The sequence below is a fragment of the Streptomyces sp. NPDC043996 genome (assembly GCF_056435225.1).
Map to the genome: position 1 here is coordinate 29,411 of NZ_JBWKEY010000006.1, position 24,452 is coordinate 53,862.

Sequence of the window (24,452 nt, forward strand, 5' to 3'; positions counted from 1 at the left end):
ACGAGATGTCATGGGCGCGCCGCACGGCGGAGGCGGGGCGCGGGGAGGCCGCCGCCCGCCCGGCGGGCGGCGGCCTCCCGGGGTCACTCCCGCGCCAGCTTGCGGTTGATGACCTCCATGACCTGGCCCGCCGGCTTCGGCATGTGCACGTCGTGGTGGGTGGCGTCCACGTCGTACTCCTCCACGGAACCGAGGACGTAGGGCCGCCAGCGGGGCCCGTAGGACGTCTTGCCGTCGGTCTTGTCCAGCGCCGCGTTGAAGTACAGCAGGTCACCGCGGTAGACCGGCGACTCGAACGTGGCCATGGCGTTGAGGTTGTTGGCGCCCACCTTCGCCATGTTGTCCAGGAAGGTGTCCAGGTTGTCGGTGCTCATGACCTGGCTGAGGATGGCCTCGACCTCCGCCCGGTAGTCCGCGGCCGTGCTGCCCGCCACCTGCTTGAACCCGCTGTTCGGATCGGACGTCGCGGGCTCGGTGTCCAGGACGGCCAGGAGGCGGACCTCGTGTCCGCGTTCGTCGAGCGCCGCCGCCACGGCGTGCGCGACCGGGCCGCCGAAGGACCAGCCGATCAGGTAGTAGGGCCCTTCGGGCTGCCGGTTGAGGATCTGCTCCAGGTAGTCGTCGACCATCTCCCACACCGAACCCGCCACCGGGTCCGCGCCGTTGGAGCCGCGGGACTGGAGGGCGTACGCGCGCCGGTCCAGGTGCGCCGCGAAGGTGAAGTACGCCCAGCCCAGGCCGCCGCCACCGTGGAAGAACCACACCGGCGGCTCGCCCGTCCCCGGGGCCCGGTTGAGCGGCAGGATCACCGCGTAGGAGTCGGTCTGGTTGTTGGGGGTGCCGCCGACGAGGCCCAGCGCGGCCAGTTCGGCCACCGTGGGGTACTCGATGATCGTCCTGAGGGGGATGTCGACGCCGAACTCCTGGTGGATGCGGGCGCTGAGCCGGTTGGCGAGCAGCGAGTGCCCGCCGATCGCGAAGAAGTCGTCGTCGATGCCGACCCGTTCCAGGCCGAGCAGTTCGCTGAAGAGCGCGCACAGCTTCTCCTCGTGGGAGTTGCGCGGCCCGCGGGCGGTGCCGGCGGCCGCCATCGGCTCCACGGGCAGCGCTCGCCGGTCGACCTTGCCCGCCGGGTTCAGCGGCAGCTCCGACAGCGCCACCAGCCTGGCCGGGACCATGTAGTCCGGAAGGCGCTCACGGAGGTAGCGGCGCAGCCCGGTGAGCAGCGGGCCCACCGTGCGGGCCAGGGCGGGGCTGTTCGCCGCCGGGCGCCCGGCCGTCCCGCTGGGGACGAACCCTCCGCACAGAGCCCGCTGCCCGGAGCCCCGCTCGGGCAGGAGCACCGCGTCGAAGGCGTGAACGCTCTCGTCCGACCAGGTCAGGACCGCGTCAAGGCCACGCTGTCGCGCCCACGCGCCGAGGTCGGCCGGGTCGAGTGGCCGCCCGGAGGGGGCGGCCACGCGGGGCGAGGTCGCGGCGGCGGCCTCCGCCGCGAGCCGGGCGTTGGGGATCCCGGTGACGCGCACCGGTCCTGCGCCCGCCTGGTCCACACGGGCGCCCAGACCGTCGAGGTCGGACACCTCCCCGCCCCATGCCACGGCGGGCGCGTCGGTGAGGTCGACGAGGCCGGTGGGCTGTTTGTGGAGGACGACTTCGTAGCGGTGGCGAGTGAGCTCGTTGTGCGCCCTGCCGGGCTTGAGGCGGATGTCCGCGGCGGCCGCGTGCTCATGGGCCCACTCGGCGAACCAGTGCGGGGCCACCACCAGTTCCCGCTCGGCGAGCAGGGCCTGTTCCGCCAGGGCGCGCACCTCGTCGAGAGGGGCACGAGGGTGCGCCGTGCGCTGCACGGCGAAGGCCAGCAGGCGCAGGGTCGCCGCGTTGCGGACGTCACCGACGATGACGCGCCCGCCCGGCGCCAGCAGGTCCATGGCCTGGCGCAGGACGTGATCGAGGTACTCGACGCTGGGGAAGTACTGGATCACCGAGTTGAGGACGACGGTGTCGAAGCCGCCCCGGGGCAGGCCGGAGAGGTCGTCGGCCGCTTGGACGCCCAGCCGTACGCGAGCGCCGTGCCCGGCCTGTTCGGCCTGTGCGCGGACGCGGTCCACGACGGTGGCGGAGATGTCGGTGCCCCAGTACGCATCGACATCGCCGACGATCCGCGAGAGCAGCAGGCCGGAGCCCACCCCGATCTCCAGGACCCGCCGCGGCGCGTGGCGCAGCACCTGGGCCACGGCGGCGTCGCGCCACTCCAGCATCTGCTCCAGCGGCATCGGCTGCCCGTCGTACACCGACTGCCACGGCTTGGGGTCCTCGTCCCACGCCTCGTCGGCGGAGTCGGCGTAGAGCGCCTCGTGGACCTGGCGCCACTCGTCCACCTGGGCTTCGGCGTCGACGTCGGTGGCCTTCGGGTCGGGGACCGCGTACGCCACGAGGTGCTGTTCGCCCTTCTGGTCCTCGCGGACCACGACCGCCGCCTGTGCCACGCCGGGGTGCCCGGTCAGCGCTTCCTCGATCTCCCCGAGTTCGATGCGGTAGCCGCGGAGCTTGACCTGGTGGTCGGTGCGGCCGAGGTACTCGACCTGCCCGTCCCTGTTCCAGCGGACGAGGTCGCCGGTCCAGTACATGCGCGTGCCCGGCTCGCCGAAGGGGCAGGCCACGAAGCGTTCCGAGGTCAGCCCGGCCTGCCCCAGGTAGCCGCGCGCGAGGCCGGCACCGGCCAGGTACAGCTCGCCGGTGACCCCGGGCGCGACGGGGCGCAGAGCCGGGTCGAGGACGTAGACCCGGGTGTTCCAGATGGGTGCGCCGATGGGCAGGCGGTCCGCTCCCGGCACGTGCTGCCAGCTGGTGACCTCCACCGCTGCTTCGGTGGGGCCGTAGAGGTTGTGTGCCGCGCAGTGCGGAAGGACCTCCGCGCACCGGTTGGCCAGGGCGGCGGGGAAGGCCTCGCCCGCGACCTCGATCCAGCGCAGGCTCGTGCACTGCCGGGCGGAGGGCTCGTCGAGGAACGCCTCAAGGAGCGAGGGCACGAAGTCGGCGCCGGTGACGTGCTGGCGCTGGATGAGCCGCGCCAGGTAGGCGGGGTCCCGGCGGCCGTCGGGGCGGGCGATGACGAGGGCCGCGCCGACGTGCAGCGGCGCGAAGATCTCCGGTACGGACACGTCGAAGCTGGCCGAGGTGCTGAGCAGCACCCGGTCCTGCAAGCCGACGGCGAAGTGGTCGAGGCCCCACTGGACGCGGTTCATGATGGCCCGGTGCGCCACGGGTACGCCCTTGGGGCCGCCGGTGGAGCCCGAGGTGAAGATGACGTAGGCGGCGTGGTCCGGCGACAGGGCGCGCTCCGGGTCCGTCTCCGGGTACGCGGAGACGTCGGGCAGCTCGGCATCGAGCACCAGCAGCGGCTTTGCGCGCTCCAGGACGTGCCGCACCCGGTCCTCGGGCAGGTCGCTGTCCAGCGGCACATAGGCCGCACCGGCCTTGACCACCGCGTACACCGCCACCAACAGCTCCACCGAACGAGGAACGCGCACCGCGACCAGGTGCTCGGGGCCCGCCCCCCGCTCGATCAGCCAGTGCGCTAGGCGATTGGCGCGCCGGTTGAAGTCCGCGTACGTCAGCGTCTCGTGCTCGCCGATCAGGGCGGTCGCGTCCGGAGTGCGCTCCACCTGCGCTTCGAAGGCGCCGGGCAGGGTGTCCGGGGCCACCGGGCGCGCGGTGTCGTTGACGCGCCGTACCAGCCAGTCCCGCTCGTCCTCGGCGAGGACCTCGATGGCGCTGAGCGGCGTGGCCGGGTCGGCGAGGACCTGCTCGAGGACCCGCACGTACCGGGCGGCGATGGCCTCGGCCGTCTCCCGGTCGAACAGCGCGGTCACGTACTGCAGGCCGCCCCACAGCGCCCCCGACGCGTCCATGGTCATGCTGAGGGTCAGGTCGGCCAGGGACGTCGACGTGACGTGCTGCTCGAACTCCACCTCGAGGTCCCGGAGTTCGAGGTCGCGCCGCTCGAAGTTCTGCCAGGAGAACATCACCTGGAACAGCGGCTGGTACGCGGAGGAGCGGTCGGGGTTGATCTGCTCGACCAGCGTCTCGAACGGCAGGTCCTGGTGTTCATAGGCGGCCAGCGACTTCTCCCTGACCCGCGTCAGCAGGTCGGCGAACGACGGGTCGCCGGCGAGGTCGACGCGCAGGACCTGGGTGTTGACGAAGAACCCGACCAGATCGGCGAGGGCCTCGTCCGCCCGCCCGGCGATCGGGTTGCCGATCGGCACGTCATCGCCGCCGCCCAGCTTGCTCAGGAGCACCCCCAGCGCGGCCTGCATGACCATGGACATGGTCGTGCCGCGCTCGTCGGCGAGCCGCTGCAGCCCGGCACCCACCCGCGCGTCCACCGCGACGTCGACGACATCGCCCCGCGAACTGCGCACCGGGGGCCGCGGCCGGTCCAGCGGCAGGGCCAACGGCTGCGGCACGCCCGCGAGTTCGGCCCGCCAGTACGCGGCCTGCGCCGCGATCACGCTGTCCGGATCCCGCACGTCACCGAGCACCTCGCGCTGCCACAGCGCGTAGTCCTGGTACTGCACGGGCAGCGGCTCCCAGTCCGGCGCCCGGCCGTCCAGGCGCGCGGCGTAGGCCTCGGCCATGTCCCGTGCCAGCGGCGCGCCCGAGGTGCCGTCGGCGGCGATGTGGTGGATGACCAGGACCAGGACGTGTTCCCGCGCGGAGCGGCGCAGCAGCGTCGCCCGCAAGGGGATCTCGGCCGCCAGGTCGAACCGGTGCGCCACGGCCCCGTCGATCGCGTCGGCCTCGTCCTCGGCCGTCACCTCGATGACGGGGATCTCGACGGGTGTCTGGTCCGGGGCCAGGATCCGCGGCTGCGGCTCACCGTCGCCGCCCCTGACGTACGTGGTGCGCAGGATGTCGTGCCGGCCGACGAGGTCGCCGATCGCCGCGATCAGAGCGTCCTGGTCCAGCGGTCCGGTCAGCCGGAACACCGGGGAGATGTTGTACGTCGCCGCCCCGCCCTCCAGCCAGTGCGCGAGCCACATGCGGCGTTGCGCGAAGGACAGCGGAATCGCGGTGCCCGCACCGGCGCGCTCGCGCAGGGCGAACCGGGGGCGGCGCGGGGTGGACGTCTCCTCCAGCCACGCGGCGAGCTCGGCCACCGTGGGCAGGTCGAAGAGCTTGCGGATGGGGATCTCCAGGTCCATCTCGGCGCGGGCCCGGTTGATGAGCCGGGTGGCGAGCAGGGAGTGCCCGCCGAGCAGGAAGAAGTCGTCGTCGATGCCGACCCGCTCCAGACCGAGCAGCGCGCTGAAGAGCGCGCACAGCTTCTCCTCGACCGGGTTGCGCGGGCCCCGGTCGCTCGTGGTGGTGGTGTGCTTCGCGGGCAGCGCCCGGCGGTCGAGCTTGCCCGACGGGGTCAGCGGGAGCTCCGAAAGCCCCACGACGGCGGCAGGGACCATGTAGTCGGGCAGGCGGCCGCGCAGGTAGTCGGGCAGGGTGGCCAGCAGCGGGCCGATCGCCGTGGCGAGGGCGGGGGCGTTCACCCGGGCCCGCCCGGCCGCCCCGTCGGCGACGAACCCTCCGCAGACGGCCCGCCGCTCCGGCAGCAGCACCGCCTCGAAGCCGTGGACGGCCTCGCCCGACCAGGTGAGGACCGCGTCGATGCCCCGCTGGCGCGCCCATGCGGCCAGGTCGGCCGGGTCGACCGTCTTCTTGGAGAGGGGCGCGGCGCGCAGTACGCCGACGGAGGCCGCGGCGGCGGTCTCGTCCACAAGCCGGGCGTTGGGGATGCTGGTGACGCGCAGCGGGCCGCCCTCCGCCTGGTCCAGGCGCGCGCCCAGCTCGTCGAGGCCGGACACGTCCTGGCCCCAGGCCACGCTGGGCGCGTCGGTGAGGTCGAGGAGGTCGGTGGGCTGTTTGTGGAGGATGACTTCGTAGCGGTGGCGGGTGAGTTCGTTGTGGGCCCGGCCGGGCTTGAGGCGGATGTCCGCGGCGGCGGCGTGTTCACGGGCCCACTCGGCGAACCAGTGCGGGGCCACCACCAGCTCCTGTTCGGCGAGCAGCTCCTGCTCCACCAGGGCGCGCACCTCGTCCTGAGAGGCGTGCGGATGTGCCGTACGCTGCACGGCGGTCGTCAGCAGGCGCAGGGTCGCCGCGTTGCGGACGTCGCCGACGATGACGCGGCCGCCCGGCGCGAGGAGGTCCATGGCCTGGCCGAGCACCTGGTCCAGGTACTCGGCGCTGGGGAAGTACTGGATGACCGAGTTGAGGACGACCGTGTCGAACTGTCCCAGGGGCAGCCCGGAGAGGTCGTCGGCGGGCTGGGCGCTGAGCCGGACCCGGTCACCGCAACCTGCCTGTACGGCTTGGTGCCGGAGCCGGTCGACCACCGTGGGGGAGATGTCGGTGCCCCAGTACTCCTCGACATCCCCGACGATGTGGGCGAGGAGCAGGCCGGAGCCGACACCGATCTCCAGGATCCGCCGCGGCGCGTGGCGCAGGACCTGCGCGACCGCCGCCTCCCGCCAGTCCCGCATCTGCTCCAGCGGGATCGGCTCACCGGTGTAGGAGGAGTTCCAGCCCTTGAAGTCCTGGCCCCACGTCTCGTCGTCGGCTTCGGCATAGGTGTCGTCGTAGAGGTCGCGCCACTCGTCGACCTGGGCCTCGGCGTCGCTGACCGCCGCTTGCGGGTCGGGCACCACATACGCGATGAGGCGCGGGTCGCCCTTCTGGTCCTCTCGGACCACGACGGCGGCCTGGGCCACGCCGGGGTGACCGGTCAGGGCGTGCTCGATGTCGCCGAGTTCGATGCGGTAGCCGCGGAGCTTGACCTGGTCGTCGGTGCGGCCGACGTACTCGACCTGCCCGTCCTTGGCCCAGCGCGCCAGGTCACCCGAGCGGTACATCCGCGTGCCCGGCTCCCCGAAGGGGCAGGCGACGAAGCGTTCCGAGGTGAGACCCGGCTGTCCCAGGTAGCCGCGCGCCAGGGCGACACCGGCCAGGTACAGCTCACCGGTGACACCCAAAGGCACCGGGCGCAGCGCCGAGTCCAGGACGTACACCTGGGCGTTCCAGATCGGCGTGCCGATCGGCACCCGGTCCGAGCCCGGCACGTGCTCCCAGCCGGTGATCTCCACCGTGGCCTCGGTCGGGCCGTACAGATTGTGCGCGACGCACTGGGGCAGCAGCTCGGTGAAGCGATTGGCGAGCGAGGCCGGGAACGCCTCGGCGCCGACCTCGATCCAGCGCAGGCTCGTGCACTCCCGCGCCGAGGGCTCGGTGACGAACGCGGACAGGAGCGAGGGCACGAAGAAGGCGCCCGTCACCCGCTCGCGCTGGATCAACTCGGCGAGGCGGGCCGGATCCCGGGGACCGTCCGAGCGGGCCACGACCGCGCGAGCGCCGCGCTGCAGCGGGGCGAACATCTCCGACACCGAGGCGTCGAAGCTCGCCGACGAGCTCACCAGCGTGCGGTCGTCGCCCGTCATGCCGAAGCGCTCCAGGCCCCACTCGATCCGGTTCATGATCGACCGGTGCGCCACCGTGACGCCCTTGGGGCCGCCGGTGGAGCCGGACGTGAAGATGACGTACGCGGCGTTGTCCGGCGACAGGTCCCGCTCCGGGTCCGTCTCCGGGTACGCGGACACGTCCGGAAGGGCCTCCTCAAGGATCAGCAGCGGCCGCGCCCCCGTCAGGATGTGCCGCGCCCGGTCCTCGGGCAGGTCGACGTCGAGCGGCACGTAGGCGGCACCGGTCTTGGTCACCGCGTAGATGGCCGCCAGCAGGTCGACCGAGCGCGGGATGCGCACCGCGACGAACTGTTCCGGGCCCGCGCCGCGCTCGATCAGCCAGTGCGCCAGCTGGTTGGCGCGCCGGTTGAACTCCGCGTAGGTGAGCGTCTCCTCCTCGGCGGTGACGGCGATGGCGTCCGGGGTGCGGGCCACCTGGGCCTCGAAGGCGTCGGGGAGGGTATGCGCGGCCAGCGGGTGTGCGGTGTCGTTGACCCGCCGCACCAGCCAGTCCCGTTCGTCGTCCGCCAGTGTGTCGATCGCGCCGACCGGCACCGACGGATCGGCCACCACCTGCCGCAGCACGCGCGTGAACCGGTCGGCGATGGCGGCCACCGCGTCCTCGTCCAGGAGGTCCCGCTGGTACTGCAGGGCCATCTGGAGCTGCGGGTCCATCCCGGCGGTCAGGATGAGCGGGTAGTGCGTGCCCGCCAGGGGGCGAAGGCCGGTGATGGCGACACCGGCGGTGGTGTTGGCCTCGCCGATGGCCTCCCGGTCGACGGGGAAGGACTCGAACACGACCATCGTGTCGAACAGGGTGTTGAGCCCGGTGGCCTGCTGGATCTCCACGAGGCTGTGGTGGTGATGGTCGAGCAGCGGAGCCTGCCGGGCCTGCAATCCGGTGAGCAGGTCGGCGAAGGAGTCCTGCCGCGCACAACGCACCCGGACTGGAAGGGTGTTGATGAAGAGCCCCACCATGCCGTCGACGTCCTTGACGCTGGGCGGGCGGCCGGACACGGTGGCGCCGAAGACGACGTCGGACTGCCCGGTCAGATTGGCGAGGAGCACGGCCCAGGCGCCCTGGATGAGGGTGTTGAGGGTGACTCCGCACTGTGCGGCCCGGCGCGACAGGCCGTGCTTGTCCTCGAAGGCCACGTCGAAGGTCCCGATGCCCGCGGCGCCCTGCCGCGTGCCCGAGTGCGGTACGAGCAGGGTGGGTTCCCGTACGCCGTCGAGTTCCGCCGCCCACGCGCGGGCGGACTCCTGGTCGTCGCGGTCGGCGAGCCAGGAGAGGAAGCCGCCGTAGTCCGCGGTCGCGGGCAGCCCGGCCGGGTCGGCGTGGGAGGCGTAGAGCAGGAGCAGGTCCCGCATGAGCAGGGGGGTGGACCAGCCGTCGAAGAGGACGTGGTGGGCGGTCAGGACGAGCTCGGCGCGGTCGGGTTCGAGGACCGCGAGGGAGAGCCGGATCAGGGGCGGGGCGTCGACGTCGAAGTGGGTCGTCCGGTCCTGTTCGAGGAACCGCTCGAAGGCTTCGGCGCGCTCCGCCTCGCCGGTGGCGGTCAGGTCGAGGTGGTGCCAGGGCAGGGTCACCGACTCCGGCACCACCTGCATCACGTCGCCGTCGGCGCGGTTGACGAAGGCCGCGCGCAGGCTGAGGTGGCGGTCAAGGAGGGCTTGCCCGGCCCGGCGCATCCGCTCGGGGTCGACCTCGCCGGACAGATGGAACACGAGCTGCATGTGGTAGGCGTCGAAGGAGGCCCCGGCCATCATCGACTGGAACAGCAGCCCGGACTGCGCGGGGATCGCGGGCCACACCGTGGTCAGCTCGCCGAAACGCGCTTCCCACGTCTCGATCTCGTCCTGGCGCACGTCGACCAGCGGGATGTCACCGGGGGTCAGGCCTCCGGCGCCGGGAGCGGTGGCGTGGCGGGCCAGGGCGGTCAGGGCCTCGACCCACAGCCCCGCCAGTTCGATGACGTCCTCGCGGGTGAGGATGCCGGTGGGGAAGCCGAAGTACGCGGTCAGACACTCGCCATCGGCCGTGGCGGCGGCCACCGCGTTGATCTCAAGGGCGGACAGGACCGGCATGTCGGCGTCCGGAGCGGCGATCAGGTCCGGGTGGGTGGTGTCGGGGGCCCAGCCCAGGCCCCGCAGTTCTTCGGGAATGTCGGCGGTGGAGGTCTTGCCGAGGTAGTTGAAGCCGACCTGGGGCTGGCGCTGTCCGGCCAGTGCGGTGGCGGTCTCGGGGTTGAGGTGGCGCAGCAGTCCGTAGCCGAGGCCGTTGTCGGGTACGGCCCTGAGCTGTTCCTTGACGGTCTTGATGGCCTGGCCCGCGGCTTGGCCGCCGCTGAGGGCGTCGTCGAGGTCGACGCCGGTGACGTCCAGGCGTACCGGGTACATCGCGGTGAACCAGCCGACGGTGCCCGACAGGTCCGCGCCGGGCACCAGGTGCTCCTCGCGGCCGTGACCCTCCAGGCGGACCAGTGTCGAGGCACCGGACACGCCCCGCGTCTCGCGCCAGCGGGCCAGGGCCAGGGCGAGACCGGTCAGGAGTCCGGCGTCGACACCGCCCCGGAAGACGGTGGGCAGCGTGGTGAGGAGCGTTTCCGTGACGCCCGCCGGCAGCTGGACGCGCACCGTGTCCACGGTGGCCGAGACGTCCAGCGCCGGGTCCAGCTCGCGGGCGCCCAGGACCGGCTCGTCCCCGGCGAGGATCTCCTGCCACACCGGCAGCTCCGCGAGGCGCCTGGCCGTGGTCGCCTCGTCGGCCAGCGCGTGGGTCCAGCGGCGCAGGGAAGTGCCGGTGGGCGACGGTTCCGCCGGGGCTCCTTCGCTCACCCGCCGCCAGGCCGAGACGAGGTCGGGGACGAGGACGCGCCAGGACACGCCGTCCACGACGAGGTGGTGCAGGACGATCAGCAGGCGGTCCGCGTCGGCGTCGGCGTCGGCGCGCGCGTTCGTGCCGGTGCCGGTGCTGGTGCCGCTGCCGGTATCGGTATGCGTGCTGGTGGTGAACCAGACGAACTGGGCCATCACGCCCGCATCCGGGTCGAGTCGGTCGGCCGCCGCGTCCAGCTCGGCCTGTACGACGGCCTGCACATCGGCTTGTACGTCGGCCTGCACATGGGCTTGTAGGCCGGCCCGCACATCGGCCCGCACATCGGCTTGTACGTTGCCCCTTCCGTAGGCGACCTCACGCAGCAGCGCCTCGGCGTCGACGCTGCCCACGGGCTCCATCACGAGCCCCGGTCGCCGCCGGTCGAGTGTCGAGCGCAGCACGTCGTGCCGGTCGAGCACCGCCTGCAGCGTGGCCACCAGACCGGCCCGGTCGATGCCCTGGGGCAGGGTGAGCAGCGCGGACATGCAGAACCGGCCGATGCCACCGCCGAGTTCGAGCACATGGGCGGCCGTGGGCGGCAGCGGGGCCCGGCCCACACCGCCGCCGGGAAGTTCGGGCAGCGTGACGCGTGCCTCGTCGGCGCGCTCCTCGACCAGCTCCGCGAGCCGGGCCACCGTACGGTGCTCGAAGATCTCCCGCGTGCTGACGAGCACCCCGCGCGCCTTGGCGCGCGCGGCCACCTGGATGGAGCGGATGCTGTCGCCGCCGCTGGCGAAGAAGTCGTCGTCGATGCCCACCCGGGGGGCGTCGAGGACATCGGCGTACACCTCGGTCAGGACCTGCTCGGCCGCGCCGCGCGGGGCCCGGTAGGCGACGCCGCCGATCTCGGGCTCGGGCAGCGCGCCCCGGTCCAGCTTCCCGCTCGGCGTCAGCGGCAGCCGGTCAAGGACCACCAGATGCGCGGGCACCATGTAGTCCGGCAGGCGCTTGGCGACGAAGCGCCGCAGATCGGCCACCGACACATTGGCCTCCAGCGCGAAGTCGCCGACCCCGGTGCTGCTGCCCCTCGGCACCACATAGCCCGCGAGCCGCTTGCCGCCGGTGTGGTCCTCCCACACCGTGACGGCGGCCTGGCTGACCGCCGGGTGCCCGGCGAGGACGGTCTCGATCTCGCTCGGTTCGACGCGGATGCCGTTGACCTTCACTTGGGCGTCGGCCCGGCCCGCGTACACGAGCTGTCCTTCGCTGTTCCAGCGGGCCAGGTCGCCGGTGCGGTACATCCGCGCACCCGCGGGCCCGAAGGGGCAGGCCACGAACCGCTGCGCGGTCAGCGCGCCGCTCTGGTGGTAGCCACGGGCCACCAGACCGGCCACGTACAGCTCGCCGACGACACCCGGAGCCACCGGCCTCAGCTCCGGACCCAGCACATGGGCCCGCATGTTCGCCAGCGGCTGCCCGACCGGGACCGCGCCGGTCTCGGTCCACTGCTCGGCCACCGTGAACACGGAGGCGTAGAAGCTCTCCGTCTGGCCGTAGGCGTTGACGACCCGCACCCCGGGCAGCACCTCGCGCACCCGGCCCGCCACATCGGCGGTCAGCGCTTCCCCGGCGAAGACGACGGTCTGCACATCGAGCCGAAGGCCCTCTGGTCCTTCGGCGCCGACCTGGTCGAGCAGCGCGGAGAACACCGACGGCACCGCGCTGATCGTGGTCCCCGACCACCGCCCGCGCTCGCCGAGTTCCAGCACGTCACGGACCACCTCCACGCATGCGCCGGTGGTGAGCGCGGTGAAGATCTCGAACACCGACACATCGAAGTTCACCGATGTCGCCGCGAGCATCCGGGAGCCGGCTCGCACCTGGACGGTCCGGGCCAGATCCCGCACCCCGTTCACCACCCCGGCCTGCGTGACACCGACGCCCTTCGGCACCCCGGTCGACCCGGACGTGTACATCACATAGGCCAGGTTCTCCGGCGTGGCACCCGCGTCCGGGACCTCCACGGCGGGCCCGGTGAGATCCACGTCCTCAAGGTGGAGCACCGGCGCCTGGCACTCCGGCAAGAGCGCCGCCGTCTTCGTGTCGCTCAGCAGCAGGGCCGGACCGGCCGTGCTGAGCAGGAGGTCCACGCGAGCGGACGGGTGGTCGGGGTCGACGGGCAGATAGGCGCCTCCGGCCTTGAGTACGCCGAGGAGCGCGACCACCAGTTCCGCCGAGCGCGGCAGCGCCACCGCCACAAGGACCTCCGGGCCGATCCCGCGCGCACGCAGCGCCACCGCAAGGCGACCGGCACGGGCGTCCAACTCCGCGTACGACAACGCCGTCTCGCCGCACACCACCGCGACCGCGTTCGGCGTCCACGCCACCCGCGCGGCCACCAGCTCCGCCACCGTCGCCGCCGGGACCGGCGCCGCGGTGTCGTTCAGCTGCACCAGCCAGTCCCGCTCGTCGTCGGTGAGCACGTCCACGCCACCGAGCCGCGTCCCGGGATCAGCCACCACCTGCCGCAGCACCCGCAGGAAACGGTCCACCAGAGCCTCGGCCGTGGCGCGGTCGAACAGGTCAGTGGCGTACTCGAGCTGCCCGTACGCGCCCCCGGCCGGGTTCGGGGCGATGTTGAGGAACAGGTCGAACTTCGCGGTCCCGGTGCCCGCGGGGACAGGGGCGATCCGCAGCCCCGGCAGGCCGAGGCCCGCCTGGTCGAGGTTCTGCCAGGCGAGCATCACCTGGAAGAGCGCGTGGTGCGCGGTGGACCGCTCCGGATTGAGCAGCTCCACCAGGCGCTCGAACGGAACGTCCTGGTGGTCGTAGGCGGCCAGGGCCTTGTCGCGGACCCGGTCGAGCAGGTCCGCGAACGTGGGGCGGCCCGACAGGTCGGCGCGCAGCACCCAGGTGTTGACGAAGAACCCGATCAGACCGTCGAGGGCGGCGTCGGTGCGGCCCGCGATGGGGGAGCCGATGGGGATGTCGTCCCCGGCGCCGAGCTGGTGCAGGAGCACGGCGAGGGCCGCCTGCAGCACCATGGGCGCCGTCGCCTCACGGTCGCGGGCCAGCGCCTCGACGGCCTGGAGGAGTTCCGCGTCGAGGGTGAAGCCGAGCTGGTCGCCGCGGTGGCTCGCCACGGCGGGGCGCGGCCGGTCGGCGGGCAGGCGCAGCGGCTGCGGGACACCCGCGAGCTCGGTCTTCCAGTAAGCGCACTGGCGGGCCAGGATGCTGTCCGGGTCGTCGGCGTCGCCGAGCAGGTCCTGCTGCCACAGCGCGTAGTCGGCGTACTGCACCGGCAACGGCGGAAGGGCGGGCGCGCCGCCCGCGAGCCGTGCGGTGTAGGCGGCGGCGAACTCGCGCAGCAGCGGCGCCATCGACTGGCCGTCACCGGCGATGTGGTGCAGGACCAGGCACAGCACGTGCTCCGTGGCCGAGCAGCGCAGCAGACGGGCCCGCAGCGGCAGATCCGCGGCGAGGTGGAACGGCCGCCGCGCCTCCTCGTCGACAGCCGCCGCGACCTCCCGTGCGGTGACCGTCACCACCGGCACGTCCAGCCGGGCCTCGGCGGCGGACAACACCACCTGGTGCGCGTTGCCGTCGCCATCCTCGGCGAACACCGTGCGCAGGCTCTCGTGCCGCGCCACCACGTCCCGCAGTGCCGCCGTCAGCGCGTTTACGTCCAGGTCGCCGGTGAGGCGCAGGGTGAGGGGGATGTTGTAGGTGGCGGAGGGGCCTTCGAAGTGGTCGATGAACCACAGTCGGCGTTGCGCGTACGACAGGGGCAGCGGGCTGGGGCGGTCTGGGTGGCGCCGCAGTGGTGTGCGGACGTCGAGATCCGTCACGAGCCGCGTCGCCAGCTCACCGACTGTCGGTGCGTCGAAGACCGCGCGGATCGGCAGTTCCACACCGAGGTCGGCGCGGATGCGTCCGGTGAGTCGGGTGGCGAGGAGCGAGTGTCCGCCGAGGGTGAAGAAGTTGTCGTCGACGCCGACTCGGTCCACGTTCAGGACTTCGGCGAAGAGGCCCGCGAGGGTCTTCTCGCGGGAGGTGCGTGGTGCGCGGTAGGTGGTGTCGTTGAGGTGGGGGTCGGGGAGGGCTTTGTGGTCGAGCTTGCCGTTGGGGGTGAGGGGTAGCTGGTCGAGGACGATGAACGAGGTGGGCAGCATGTAGCCGGGCAGGCGGGCCGCGGTGAACGCGCGCAGCGCGGTGACATCAAGGGTGCCGGGGGCGACTACGTAGGCCAGCAGACGGGCGTCGTTGGTGCCGCCGCTCGGCGCGCGGGCGATGACTGCCGCCTGCCGGATGTCCGGATGCGCGGAGACTACGGCTTCCACCTCACCGGGTTCGACGCGGAAGCCGCGCACCTTGACTTGGGTGTCGGTGCGGCCTGCGTATTCGAGGTGGCCTTGGGTGTTCCAGCGGGCGAGGTCGCCGGTGCGGTACATGCGGGAGCCGGGCGGTCCGTAGGGGTCGGCGAGGAAGCGTTCGGCGGTGAGGCTTGGACGTTGGTGGTAGCCGCGTGCGAGGTGTCCGGCGACGTACAGCTCGCCCACCGTGCCCACGGGTGCCGGGGTGAGGCCGGGGCCGAGGACGTAGGTGCGCATGTTGGGCAGGGGGGTGCCGATGGGAGTGGTGCTGGCGCTGGTGTCGTCGGTGGTGTGGGTGGTGGCGTAGAAGGATTCCGTCTGTCCGTAGGCGTTGACGATGGAGACGCCGGGGAAGGCCGTGCGGGCGCGCCGCACCAGCGCGGCGGGCAGGGCTTCGCCTGCGAAGACCAGTGTCTGCACAGACGTCGTGGCGGCGATCTGGTCGAGGAGTTCGGTGAAGGCGGAGGGGACGGTGCTGATGTGGGTGCCGGTCCAGGTGTCGCGTTCGGCGAGTTCGAGGACGTCCTGGGCGAGGTCGAGGGTGCCGCCGTGGCAGAGGGTGGTGAAGGTCTCGAAGACGGAGACGTCGAAGTTGACGGAGGTCGCGGCCAGCACCTGTGAGCCCGCGGTGATGCCGGTGCGGTCGGCGAGCTGGTGGATGCCGTTGACGAGGGTGGTGTGGTCCAGGAGGACGCCCTTGGGGGTGCCGGTGGAGCCGGAGGTGTACATCACGTACGCCAAGGAGCCGGGGTCGCGGAGGCCGGTGAGGGCCGTCGCTGCGGGCTCCGCGAAGTCGATGGTGTCCATGAGCAGGACCGGTACAACGGTGGCGGGCAGTACCTCCGCCGAACCCGTGTCGCTGAGGATCAGGGAGGGTGCGGCGTCGCGCAGGATGAGGCCGAGGCGCTCGCTGGGGTACGCGGGGTCGATCGGCAGATAGGCGGCGCCCGCCTTGAAGACGGCCAGCAGGGCGACGATCAGATCAGGGGAGCGGGGCAGGGACACGGCCACCACCGTCTCCGCGCCCACCCCGTGCGACACCAGCTCCCGGGCGAGACGGTCAGCCCGGGCGTCGAGCCGCGCGTAGGTGGTCGTGGTGCCGCCGTCCAGTACCGCCACCGCGTCCGGAGTCTGCGCCGCTTGCCGCTCGAACAGGTCCGCCACTGTCCCCTCCGGGGCCGGCGTGGTCGCCTTCGCTCCGCTCAACGCACCCAGCAGCACGCCGCGTTCGTCCTGACCCAGGACGTCGACCGAGCCAGCCGTGCGTGACGGGTCGGAGGCGATCTGGCGCAGTACGCGCAGGAACCGGTCCGCGATGGTGTGCGCGGCGGACGGCTCGAAGAGGTCGCGCTGGTAGTGGAGGGAGAGCCGCAGATGAGGGGTGGCCTCCGCGATGACCGTCAACGGGTAGTGCGTGCCGGTGACCGGGCGGATGCCGGTGACCTCGACGCCCGCCGCGGCGTGCGCGTCCGCGATCCCTTCCCGGTCCACGGGGTAGGACTCGAAGACCACCAGAGTGTCGAAGAGCGTCGGAAGGCCGAGCGTCTGGTGCAGCTCCGTCAGGCCCTGGTGATGGTGGTCGAGAAGCGCGGCCTGCCGCCCCTGGAGCGTGGTCAGCATCTGCGCGAGCGGGGCGCCGGGGGCGCAGTCGACCCGTACGGGAAGGGTGTTGATGAACAGGCCGACCATCGCGTCGGAGCCCGCCACCTGCGGCGGACGGCCCGACACGGTCGCGCCGAACAGTACGTCCTGACGCCCCGTCAACTGGCTGAGCAGGAGCGCCCACGCGCCCTGCACGAGCGTGTTGACGGTGACGCCGAGCTCCGTGGCCCGCCGTGACAGCTCCCGTGCCTCGTCCTGGGACAGACCGACCTCGGCCTGCCCGAGACCCGTGCGCGCGGCCGCGCGCCGGTCGCCGGGGCCGGTCGCGGCGTCCGGCAGGAGCAGCGTCGGCTCGCTCACCCCCGCCAGCTCCGCCGCCCAGGCATGGGCGGTCGCGTCCTTGTCCTGCTGGTCGAGCCAGCGCAGGAAGTCCCGGAACGGACGCGGGCGGGGCAGCGCCGACGGGTCGCCTCCTGCCGCGTACAGGAAGAGCAGTTCACGTAGCAGCAGCGGCAGTGACCAGCCGTCGAACAGGACGTGGCTGGCGGTCAGGACCAGGTCCGACTCCCGCTCGGCCGTGCGGATCAGGGACATGCGGAGCATCGGCGGGGAGCCGGGCGCGAAGGCGGTGGCGTGGTCGTCGGCGAGGAACGCCGCGACGGCCTCGTCACGCTCCCGCGCGGGCAGCGCCCGGAAGTCGATCTCTTGCCAGGGCAGTTCCACGCCTTCGGGCGTGATGACCTGGACACGGTTGCCCGCAGTGTCGGTCGTGACGGCGGCGCGCAGGTTCGCGTGCCGGTTCAGCAGGGCCTGCCCGGCGGCGCGCATGCGCTCCGCGTCCACGTCTCCGGAGATGTGGAACGTCATCTGCATCTGGTACGGGTCCCAGGCGTCGCCGCTGAGCTCCGTGTGGAACAGGAGGCCCAACTGGAGGGCGGTCAGGGGCCAGACGTCGACAAGGCCGGGGTAGCGGCGCTCCCAGATGTCGATGTCCGCCTGCGTGGCGGTCACGAGCGGCAGGTCCGACGGGGTGAGACCGCCCGCCTCCGCACCGTGGGCGTGCCGGGCCAGCGCCTCCAGCGCGGTGCGCCACAGGTCGGCGAGCTCGCCGACCTCGGTGTGGCTGAGCACGCCGGGCGGATAGGCGAAGTCGGTCTCCAGGCAGGCGCCACCGTCCGCGCCGTCCAGGACGGCCGCGTTGATCTCCAGGGTGGACAGGGCGGGGGTGTCCATCACGCGCGGCGCCGTCAGCTCGCCGACCGGGCCGAAGCCCAGCCCGCGCAGCTCCTCCGGCATGTCCGCGCCGGAGAACCGGCCCAGGTAGTTGAAGCCGATCTGGCCTGTGGAGTACGGGGCCAGTTCGGTGGCGGTGTGGGGGTTGAGGTGGCGCAGGAGGCCGTAGCCGATGCCCTTGTCGGGCAGGGCGCGCAGGCGTTCCTTGACGTCCTTGACCAAGGCGCCCGCTGCTTGGCCGCCCGCGAACGCCTCATCCAAGTCATGGCCCGCGACGTCCAGGCGTACGGGGAACACGGTCGTGAACCAGCCCATCGCGCGTGACAGGTCCGCGCCGGGCAGCACGCCCTCCTCGCGTCCGTGGCCCTCCAGCTTGATCAGCGTCGAGGACGACTCCACCGCGCGGTCGCGGCGCCAGCGGGTGACGGCCATGGCGAGGGCGGTGAGCAGGACGTCGTTCACGCCGCCGTGGTAGGCGGCCGGGAGGGTGGTGAGCAGCGTTTCGGTCGCCTCGGCGGACAGGCCGGTGCGCAGGTGTTCCAGGCTGGTGCGGGTGTCGGTGTGGGGGTTGAGGTCGCGGGTGCCGAGGAGCGGGTCGGGGCCGTCCAGGATGCCGTGCCACAGGGGGAGTTCGGCGAGGCGTTCGGGGGAGTGGGCTTCGCGGGCGAGGGCGCGTGCCCAGCGGCCGGGTGTGGTGCCCGCTCCGGGCAGCTGTGGGGTGTTGCCGTCGCGTACCTGTGCCCAGGCGGCGGCGAGGTCCGGCAGCAGGATGCGCCAGGAGACGCCGTCGACGATGAGGTGGTGCAGGACGATGAGGAGCCGCCCGCGCCCGCCGGTCTGCTGTGCGGCGGGGTTCGGGTCGAACCAGACGAACTGGGCCATGACCCCGCCGCGCGGGTCGAGGCGTCCGGCCGCCGACTCCAGCTCGGCCGCGCACAGGTCCTCCCAGGCGGCCTCCGCACTGGGGCTCGCCCACGCCGTACGGCGCACCATGGAGCTCACGTCGAAGGCGGCCGCGTCCTCCACACGGAGAACCGGCTGGTGGTCGCCGTCGCCGCCCCCGGTCACGGCCTCGTCGGGGGAGGCAACCGACAGTCGCGCGCGCAGCAGCGGATGATGCGCGAACACGGCGGTAAGCGTCGCGTGCAGGCCCGCCTCGTCCATGCCTGCGGGCAGTTCCACGGCCAGCGCCATCGCGAACCGCTCGTACCCGCCGCCCGCCTCCAGCAGATGCCGCGCGATCGGCAACAGGGGCATGACTGTGTCGTCCCCGCCGTCCTCGGCGAGCCCGGAGGGGGCGTCGTCGGCGGTGACCGTGGCCGCGGCCTCGGCGAGCGCCGCCACCGTCCGGCACTCGAAGAGCAGCTTCGGCGTGATCACGACGTCCTTGGCCCGCGCCCGCGACACGACCTGGAGCGAGCGGATGCTGTCGCCGCCCGCTGCGAAGAAGTCGTCGTCGAGCCCCACCCGCTCCACGCCCAGGACCTCGGCGAACACCGCCGCCAGCGCCTTCTCGTGGGCGGTGCGCGGCGCCCGGTACGCGCCGGCCGCGGCCTCCGGCGTGGGCAGTGCCGCCCGGTCCACCTTGCCGTTCGGAGCGAGCGGCAGCCGGTCGAGGACCACGAACGCCGACGGCACCATGAACTCCGGAAGCCGCCGCGCCACCGCGGCCCGCAGCTCCTTGGCGCCGATCCCGGCCATCAGGTCGACGGAGCCCTCCCGGACGGCCTGGCCGCCGGGCACCACGTACGCGACGAGCTGCCTGCTCCCGGCCGCGTCCCTGGCGACGACCACCGCCTGCGCGACCCCCGGGTGCGCGGTCAGCGCGGCCTCCACCTCGCCGGGTTCGATGCGGAAGCCCCGCACCTTCACCTGGGCGTCGCCGCGGCCCGCGTAGTGCAGCTGCCCGTCCCGGGTCCAGCGGGCGAGATCGCCGGTGCGGTACATGCGGGACCCGGGCGGGCCGTACGGATCGGCGACGAAACGCTCGGCGGTCAGGCCCGGCCTGCGGTGATAGCCCCGTGCGAGGTGTCCGGCCACATACAACTCGCCCACCGCGCCGACCGGCACGGGCACGAGCCCCGGGCCGAGAACATAGGCGCGCATGTTGCCGAGCGGTCCGCCCAGCGGCGTACCGCAGGCGTCCTCGGTGCCGTCGACGGCGCACAGCGTGGCGTAGAACGACTCCGTCTGGCCGTACGCGTTGACGATCCGCACACCGGGGAAGGCCTCGCGGGCGCGCCGCACCAGCGCGGCGGGCAGCGCCTCGCCCGCGAACACCAGCGTCTCCACGGAGGTCGTGGCGGCGATCTCGTCGAGGAGTTCGGCGAAGACGGAGGGCACGGTGCTGATGACGCCGCCGTGCCAGCCGTCGCCTTCCCCGAGGGCGAGGACGTCCTGGACGACGTCAAGGGTGCCGCCCGCGGCGAGCGTCGTGAGGATCTCGAACACGGACACGTCGAAATTGACCGAGGTGCCCGCCAGCATGCGGGTGCCCTCGTGGACGCCCACGGCGGCGGCGAGCCGCGTGACACCGTTCACGACGGTGGCGTGCGTGACGGCGGCGCCCTTCGGCGTCCCCGTCGATCCGGAGGTGTACATCACGTACGCGACCTGCTCCGGGCGGAGCGCATCGGGCACGGGACCCGGCGCGCGACCGGCGCCGTCGGGCGCGCCGCCGGATTCGTCGGGCGTGTCGTCGAGGCCGTCGGGTACGTCGTCGAGCAGCAGCCGGGGGATGCCGTGGTCGGGCAGGACGGCCGCCGCCCGCGCGTCTGTGAGCAGCAGGTGCGGCCGGGCGTCGGCCAGCACGAAGTCCAGGCGTGCGCTCGGATAGCGCGGGTCGACCGGCAGATAGGCGCCGCCCGCCTTCAGGATGCCGAGCAGGCCCACGACCAGCTCGGCCGAGCGCGACAGCGCGAGCCCGACCAGGGTCTCCGGGCCGACGCCGCGCCGCACCAGCTCCCGCGCGAGCCGGTCCGCCGCGGTGTCGAGTTCCTCGTAGGTGTACGAGGTGTCGCCGCTGACGACGGCGACGGACCGGGGGCACCGCGCGGCCCGCCGCTCGAAGAGAGCGGGCACGGTGAGGTCCGGCACGGGCGCGGCGGTGTCGTTGAAGCGGCGCAGGACCAGCTCTCGCTCGTCCGCCTCAAGCAGCTCGACCGAGCCGACCCGCCGGTCAGGCGCGGCGCACAGCAGCCGCAACAGGCGCGTGAAGCGGTCGGCCAGGGCCCGCGCCGTGTCCGCGTCGAACAGGTCGGTGGCGTACTCCAAGTGCCCGACGACGCCCCGTCCGGGCAGGTCGACGAGGTTGAAGAACAGGTCGAACTTCGCGGTCGTGGTCGGCGGCCACACGTACCGCACGTCGAGCCCCGACAGCGTGAAGTCCTTCAGGTCGAAGTTCTGCCAGGCGAGCATGACCTGGAACAGCGGCGAGTAGGCCGTGGACCGCTCGGGGTTGAGGGCCTCCACCAGGCGCTCGAACGGCACGTCCTGGTGGTCGTACGCCGCGAGGGACTTGTCCCGCGTCCGCTCCAGGAGCTCGGTGAACGTCGGGTTGCCGGACAGGTCGGCGCGCAGCACCCAGGTGTTGACGAAGAACCCGACGAGGTCGGCCAGTTGCTCGTCGGTGCGGCCCTCGATGGGGGAGCCGATGGTGAGGTCGTCGCCGCCGCCGAGCCCGTGCAGGAGCACGGCGAGCGCCGAGTGGAACACCATCGACTCCGTCGCCCCGTGGGCGCCCGCCAGGCGCTCGACGGCGGCCAGCACGTCCGCGTCCAGGGCGAACTCCACCTCCGCGCCGCGGTGGCTGGCCTGCGGCGGACGCGGCCGGTCGGTGGGCAGCGCCAGGGGCTGCGGCACGCCCGCGAGCGCGGTGCGCCAGTAGTCCACCTGGGTCGACTGGAGGCTGTCCGGGTCGTCCTCGGCGCCGAGCAGCTCGTGCTGCCACAGCGTGTAGTCGGCGTACTGGATGGGCAGTTCCGCCCACCGCGGCGCCCGGCCCGCCAGGCGCGCGGCATAGGCGGTGTCCAGGTCGCGGGCCAGGGGCGCGAGGGACGAGCCGTCGCTCGCGATGTGGTGGACCAGCAGCAGGAGCACATGCTCCTCAGGGCCGCAGTGGAACAGCGTCGCGCGGATCGGGAGCTCCGCGGTCAGGTCGAAGGGGCGCGCGCCGGCCTGTTCGATCGCGTCGCTGAGAGCGCTCGGCGCGATGTTCACCACTGGTAACTCGACGGAGAGCGTACCGGCGGGTAACACCCGTTGGTGCGGCACGCCCGCGTCGTCCTCGGCCATCAGCGTGCGCAGACTCTCGTGCCGCCCCACCACGTCGTTGAGGGCCCGCTCCAGGGCCGCCGCGTCGAGCGCGCCCGAAAGGCGCAGCGGGATGGGGCAGTTGTACGTCGCCGATGGCCCCTCGAACCGGTCGATGAACCACATGCGGCGCTGCGCGAACGACAGCGGCACGGTGCCGGGGTGCTCGTCCGTGCCCGGGGCCCGGCCGTCGGGGCCGTCGGAACCCGCGTTGCCCGGCACGTCCCGGTGCGGCTCCTGTGCTGGTCGCGGGCTCTCTTGCGCAGCGGAATCGCCGAACGAACGCATGGGTCCATCCCTCAGGTGAAGTGGGCGGTGCGTGCCTGACGGTGTGGGCAGGGGGATCCGCGGCCGCGTCAGGGCCGCCCTCGTACACCCCGGGAGAGCGGGGCACGGCCGCTCTCGTAGAGAAGTGAACGGAGAGGGATCGCCCGGTGTCCAGGTGTACGTAGCCAGTGACAGCGGAAGCGGTGTCAGGGGTAGCGGAAGAGTAAAGGCGGCGCGCCGATGTCAGGCGCGGCCCGTCGGCACGGCGTCCGCGTCGCGCGTCTCCTCCCGCGCCCGGGAGCCCGGGCGGTCCGCTCGCGAGGGCGGGTCGTGACGGGGTGTCCTGGTGGCAGGACACTGCGTGCGCTCGCGAACCGGCGCGCCGCCGGGCTTGTTCTCGGAGGGTCCGGTCACTCCCGTTACCCCAGGGGCGGCACCTCATGCGTGCGCACGCTCAGATCGGCCGCGCACGTCCGGAAAGGCAGGCACCACGTCCTCAGCCAGGGCCGGTTGTCAGCCGGTGGTGCGGACCGAGGCGGCGAAGGTGAGCAGCCGCTCGTTGACGGCGTGGGGCTGGTCGACGTGGGCGGTGCGGCCGGCGCCTTCGAAGACCGCTGAGGCCGCTCCGGGGTTGAGGGCGACGGCGACACACATGGGCCTCACTCGCTCGGCGCGGGCACGCGCGGACGCGTCGCCGACGACTGGTTCGGCCCGGTGGGCGCTGTTCCGGACCCCGTCGTTCCCGCCATCGCGTTACCCGCGAGTACAGAGAGGCGGCACGGAGGGCAAGCAGCCCGTGGCCTGCGGGTAAGGCATGCCCTCGGCGACGGAAGTCGCCGAGGGCATGCCGGAGGCGGGGCTGGCGCACCCCTCCCGGTCATGTCGCGCTATCGGTAGGCGGCGACGACGGAGGCGGACTCGTTGATCATGCTCACAGCGTGGGCCTGGTCGTCTTGGCCGATGGATTCGCCCAGCGGTTCGCCGTCGATGTCCAGGTTCGGGTTGGAGAAGTACGGAACGACGGGGCATGACGTGCCTGCGTCTTCGCACGCGTCTTCGTAGGCCATGATGGTGCGCCACTTCTTGCTGGGCGCCACGCAGCCGCGGGCGTGGTCGTAGCCGTCGCCCCGGTCCGGGTCGACGGAGCGGTCGTGGTCGAGGCCGAGCAGGTGCCCCAACTCGTGGGCGAAGGTGTCGGGTTCCCCGTCGGTCAGCTGCTGGCCGAGCACCATGCTGGCGCCCTCCATCCCCGGGGCCTCGGGCGGCAGCGGGCGTCCCCGGTCGTTGAGGTAGGCCATGCCGCCGAAGTCGCTCGGGATGATCGCGATCATGAGTTGAAGGTCTTGTGCCCGTTGTGTAATGGAATGTATCCCAGCGGATACGCGGACAGCCGATCGTGTCGCGTGCGGAGCTCCCAGCCGTGACGGCGTCAACGCGATGCCGCCTATGTGCCACGCCCGGTGGTTGCGCACCTCGTGAGGCGGGCCACAGCATGAGGTGTCATGGACTACGTCGCACACTTCCGCCGTGAGACCACAGCGTTCGAAGCCGCGGTCCGACAAGCCGCGCGTGCCGCCGACGGCGAGGGGCTGCCGCTGGTGCCGTCGTGCCCCGGCTGGTCGGTGGCCGACCTGATGTTCCATCTCGGCTCGGTGCACCGCGCGGTGATCCATGTGATCGCCGAAGGGCTGCGCGAACAACCGGACACCACCGACCGTTCCTACCTCAACCTGCCCGCCGCATCCGACGACTGGCCGGACCTCGAGCAGGCCCCGCACCGTGACCGGCTGCCCGCGGACCTCGCCGACTGGTTCACGGACGGCGCCGCCACCCTGGCCGAGCTGTTCGCCACGCGGGACCCGGCCGAACCGGTGTGGACGTGGTCCAGCGAACAGCGCGTCGGCTTCTGGCAGCGCATGCAGGCCATCGAGGCGGCCGTGCACCGCTGGGACGCCGAGAACGCCGTCGGCGCCGCCCAGCCCGTCGACCGGCTGCTGGCCGCGGACGCCGTCACCCACACCTTCCGGGTCATGGCACCGGCCCGCCGCGCCCTGCGGAAGGCGCCGCCGGGGGAGGGCGAACGGATGCGGTTCCGTCAGTCGGACGGCTCCGGCATCTGGATCGTGCAGACGGACCCCGAGGAGGTACTGCTCAACGAGGGCACCGGCTGCTGCCAGGTGGAACTCACCGCCACCGTCTCCGACCTGATGCTGTTCCTGTGGCATCGGATCCCCACCGACACCCTGGAGGTCCGCGGCGACGCCTCCCTGCTGGAGCGCTACTTCAAACTGGTCCCGCCCTTTTAGGCAGGGCCTCACGCCTTGGGGCGATGTGCTG

General features: G+C 72.7%; 4 protein-coding genes. 1 reads left to right on the forward strand and 3 read right to left on the reverse strand.

The window, feature by feature from the left end; all coding sequences use genetic code 11:
• Positions 1-83 precede the first annotated feature (83 nt).
• The 3 genes from AC07A4_RS17345 to AC07A4_RS17355 form a co-directional block, all read right to left on the reverse strand.
• Positions 84-22,070, reverse strand: a complete 21,987-nt coding sequence (locus AC07A4_RS17345) for a non-ribosomal peptide synthase/polyketide synthase (RefSeq protein ID WP_478599038.1) — start codon at positions 22,068-22,070, stop codon at positions 84-86.
• Positions 22,071-22,628: 558 nt separating this feature from the next.
• The gene (locus AC07A4_RS17350; RefSeq protein WP_478599041.1) at positions 22,629-22,769 is read right to left on the reverse strand and encodes a hypothetical protein; all 141 of its coding nucleotides are present in this window, start codon (positions 22,767-22,769) and stop codon (positions 22,629-22,631) included.
• A gap of 233 nt (positions 22,770-23,002) precedes the next feature.
• Complete coding sequence (locus AC07A4_RS17355) at positions 23,003-23,635, reverse strand: M12 family metallo-peptidase (RefSeq protein WP_478599042.1); 633 nt, start codon at positions 23,633-23,635, stop codon at positions 23,003-23,005.
• Here AC07A4_RS17355 and AC07A4_RS17360 point away from each other — a divergent pair.
• A complete protein-coding gene (locus tag AC07A4_RS17360) occupies positions 23,618-24,421 on the forward strand; it encodes a maleylpyruvate isomerase family mycothiol-dependent enzyme (RefSeq protein WP_478599044.1) in 804 nt (267 codons plus the stop codon). The genes AC07A4_RS17355 and AC07A4_RS17360 overlap by 18 nt on opposite strands.
• Positions 24,422-24,452: the final 31 nt, after the last annotated feature.

Coding starts and splice junctions, on each gene's coding strand:
- AC07A4_RS17350 (WP_478599041.1), bottom strand. CDS start 22,769: ATGTGTGTCGCCGTCGCCCTCAACCCCGGAGCGGCCTCAGCGGTCTTC.
- AC07A4_RS17360 (WP_478599044.1), top strand. CDS start 23,618: ATGGACTACGTCGCACACTTCCGCCGTGAGACCACAGCGTTCGAAGCC.